The sequence below is a fragment of the Candidatus Obscuribacterales bacterium genome (assembly GCA_036703605.1).
GTDB lineage: Bacteria > Cyanobacteriota > Cyanobacteriia > RECH01 > RECH01 > RECH01.
Window position 1 is genome coordinate 1 of sequence record DATNRH010000859.1, and the last position, 2921, is coordinate 2921.

Sequence of the window (2921 nt, forward strand, 5' to 3'; positions counted from 1 at the left end):
TTCAGTATTGAGTCAGGGGAAGCGGCTGGTTTCGACCTCCTCTCGCAACAGGAGCGCCCCACAGCTATTTTTGCTGTCAATGATAATCTTGCCATCGGCGTTATGGCAGCTGCACACCGTCTAGGAATCATGGTTGGGCAATCGCTGTCTCTTGTCGGTTATAACGACACGCCCCTAGCAAGCCGTCTACCTGTCCCTTTGACCTCTGTGCATATCCCATTCGATGTTATCGCTCAACAAGCAATTGAGCTTTTATTTAAAGACAACCTTGAACAAGGTTTGTGTATCAAGCGTGTTATGCCCAGCTTGATTCCAAGAGATTCATCAGTTAGGTATCGGTGAGATAGAGAAGATTCCTAACTATGGAGCATCATGATGTAAATAAATGCAGGGTCATCAGATGATCAATTGGCACGGATGAAAACAGCCCCGTAGTGGTAGGGAGGTAGCTCGACCAGCCTCTCCAGCCTGAAGCCAGCAGGCTCGACCACCATCCGGGTTTGTTCCGCCGACATGCGCATTGCGATCTTGGGGCCTCGCGGCTGCCCGAGGACAGTCGTCTGTTCCCGTGGCAGGGGATGCCAATTGACGATAGCAAAGCGGCCGTTTGGCTTCAGGACCTTAGCGATTTCCCGGGCCAGGGCTGTCTTGTCCGGTACGCCGTGAAAGGTGTTGGCGATCAGCACATAGTCCACCGATGGATCCAGAAGACGACTGAGTGCCACTGCGTCCCCCAGTAGCCAGCTGCAATTCAACATCCCTTCGCACGCCGCTTGCGCCTGCTCGAGCATGACTGGGTCGAGGTCGAGGCCTATGACGCGCCCCGCGCCCACCTGCCGGGCGATGGCGGCGGTGAAATAACCATCGCCGCAGCCCAGATCGACAACTTTCATCCCCGGCTCGATGCGCAAGGCCTTGATGACCCTGTCGGGGTCAGGCCATAGAGAATGCCACCAGTCCTTGTCCGGCATGGCAGTGGCAGGAAACATGGAGTCCTGTACCGTCATTCGAGACCCTTCTTTACCCGCTGGAACTCCTACCGGCCGATCTTGCCTCGTGCCAATCGCCGGTTCAGGACTACCTTTACGCATCCATTCCCGAGGCGCGTCCCGCGTCCTCTACTTTTGCCAGCCAGCGCCGCGAAAGGGGAAGAGGAGCATATGACAGGGAAGATCGATGGAAATCTCCGTATCAGGGTAAACCATTACCACACCCCATGCCGCCAAGTTGGGGACCTCCCTGCTTGTTACCCATGCAGGACGGCGCTCAACCGGTGGGCAGGTCGGATTCACTGCGTCGGACAAAAGGACCCAGTCTAATTATCCTTATGAACTGAGCAGCGGCAGTTGCAATGAGAACCATGTTCAAGCTCTTGAGCGGCGCCCTACGAGTGCGTCCAAGGTCGAGTAGATGTGAGTTACTCCAACGCGCGTGCAGCTCCATCTGTTCTTTTCCACCGGCACACGAGATGAAAGCAAGAATGTCGTTGCGTTTCTATTAGTCGTTAATTATCATGCAGTATGTAAATTCACCTGTTAGAGACCTATTCTATGTCAAGCCTTCTGACCACCTATGCCCAGCAAGAGCAACAGATGAAGGAGCTTGCTGAGCAGCTTGAGAAAATGAAATCCGATCCCCGCCTCCAGGCTGAGATTGAGTTCAAGGAAAAGCTCGAGTCGCTGATGAAGGAGTATGGCAAGAGCGCCTCTGAAGTGTTGGACCTTTTAGATCCTCAGCGAGCGCGTTCAGCATCCCAGCCGACCACACAGCGTCGTAAGCGCAAGCTGAAGATCTATAAAAATCCCAACACCGGTGAGGTTGTCGAGACCCGTGGTGGTAACCAGAAGACCCTTAAGGCCTGGAAGGACGAGCACGGTGACGAAACCGTCGAGTCCTGGCTGGTTCGCACCGAGGAATGATGCAGCTGTATCCGCTGACACAGCTTGATCCTGGAGTCCCATACCGCGATAAGCGGTATGGGATTTTTTTCGGTGTGATGGTGGCTAGGTTACTGCTGTATCTCCAACCTGCATTTTTTTATCTGAAATTCATTATAATAATGAAGGCGGTTTATACCGCCTTCGACAGAGCCTTAGTTATGTAAACAGTCGCTGTTGGGCCTCTGTTTCTGGAGATTGGGAGGGGTAAAAGACTTTACTGTTTTCTCCGTTTTCTTCAATTGGTTCAATGCTTTGACTTGCTGGTATCATCCTCAATGCCTCTTCAAGACGAGCCTTTATGGCAGCTTGAAGCTTATCCTTTTCGCCGAGCGCGTCAGTGAACCAGTCGGTCGACCAGATGCGGTGCAGGTGCCACCCCTTGCCCTCTAGAATTTCCTGGCGGAGTCTATCTCGATCACGGGCAGAGCGTGATGAATGGTAGGTTGCCCCATCACACTCTACTCCCAGCAGGAAGCCGTAAGGGTAATCGGGATGACGCACCCCGATGTCGATAAAGAAGCCCTGCACCCCAACTTGAGGCACAGCTTCAAAGCCCATTCCCTCAATCACTTGGATCACATGACGCTCGAAGTCTGAATCAGGCTCCGCGCCCGTGGCTACCCCGCTGTCCAGCTGCCCTGTGGCGGAGTATTCCAGCCATTGCTTGAGCATGTGCGCCCCCGGGCTTTTATCCTCATCAGCCCGGATATCGCTGGGCTTCATTGAGGTGAAGGTAATGACCTGCTCCTTAGCGCGCGAAAACAGAACGTTCAGTCGGCGCTTGCCGGCCATCCCGCTCAGTGGACCGAAGCGATTATAGACAGTGCCGGAGTCCGGGTCCGGACCAAAAACGGTACCGATGAATATCACGTCACGCTCATCGCCCTGGACATTCTCGAGATTCTTGATGAAGAAGCCCTCCAAGCCATGGCGTGTTTCTTCCCAACGCTTCTCGAAGTTCTGGGCAACCGTGGAGGTCTG

Annotated in this window: 4 protein-coding genes; 2 read left to right on the forward strand and 2 right to left on the reverse strand. The window is 54.0% G+C overall.

The window, feature by feature from the left end:
- The coding region (locus V6D20_17720; GenBank protein ID HEY9817621.1) for a substrate-binding domain-containing protein at positions 1 to 342 on the forward strand (342 nt) is incomplete at its 5' end.
- A 62-nt stretch (positions 343 to 404) separates the two neighbouring features.
- On the opposite strand, the gene V6D20_17725 is transcribed toward V6D20_17720, so the two are convergent.
- Positions 405 to 1007, reverse strand: coding sequence for a methyltransferase domain-containing protein (locus V6D20_17725; GenBank protein ID HEY9817622.1), 603 nt, complete (start codon positions 1005 to 1007; stop codon positions 405 to 407).
- Between the two features lie 543 nt (positions 1008 to 1550).
- Here V6D20_17725 and V6D20_17730 point away from each other — a divergent pair.
- Positions 1551 to 1919 carry a histone-like nucleoid-structuring protein, MvaT/MvaU family gene (locus tag V6D20_17730; GenBank protein HEY9817623.1) on the forward strand — a complete coding sequence of 123 codons (369 nt, stop codon included), beginning with the start codon at positions 1551 to 1553 and terminating at the stop codon, positions 1917 to 1919.
- A gap of 177 nt (positions 1920 to 2096) precedes the next feature.
- Here the strand turns inward: V6D20_17730 and V6D20_17735 are convergent.
- Positions 2097 to 2921, reverse strand: an 825-nt coding sequence (locus V6D20_17735; GenBank protein HEY9817624.1) for a hypothetical protein, incomplete at its 5' end; no start/stop codon positions are given.

What these genes read in the sequence shown, in the direction of transcription:
- V6D20_17725 (HEY9817622.1), bottom strand. Translation starts at nt 1,007, where the DNA reads ATGACGGTACAGGACTCCATGTTTCCTGCCACTGCCATGCCGGACAAG.
- V6D20_17730 (HEY9817623.1), top strand. Translation starts at nt 1,551, where the DNA reads ATGTCAAGCCTTCTGACCACCTATGCCCAGCAAGAGCAACAGATGAAG.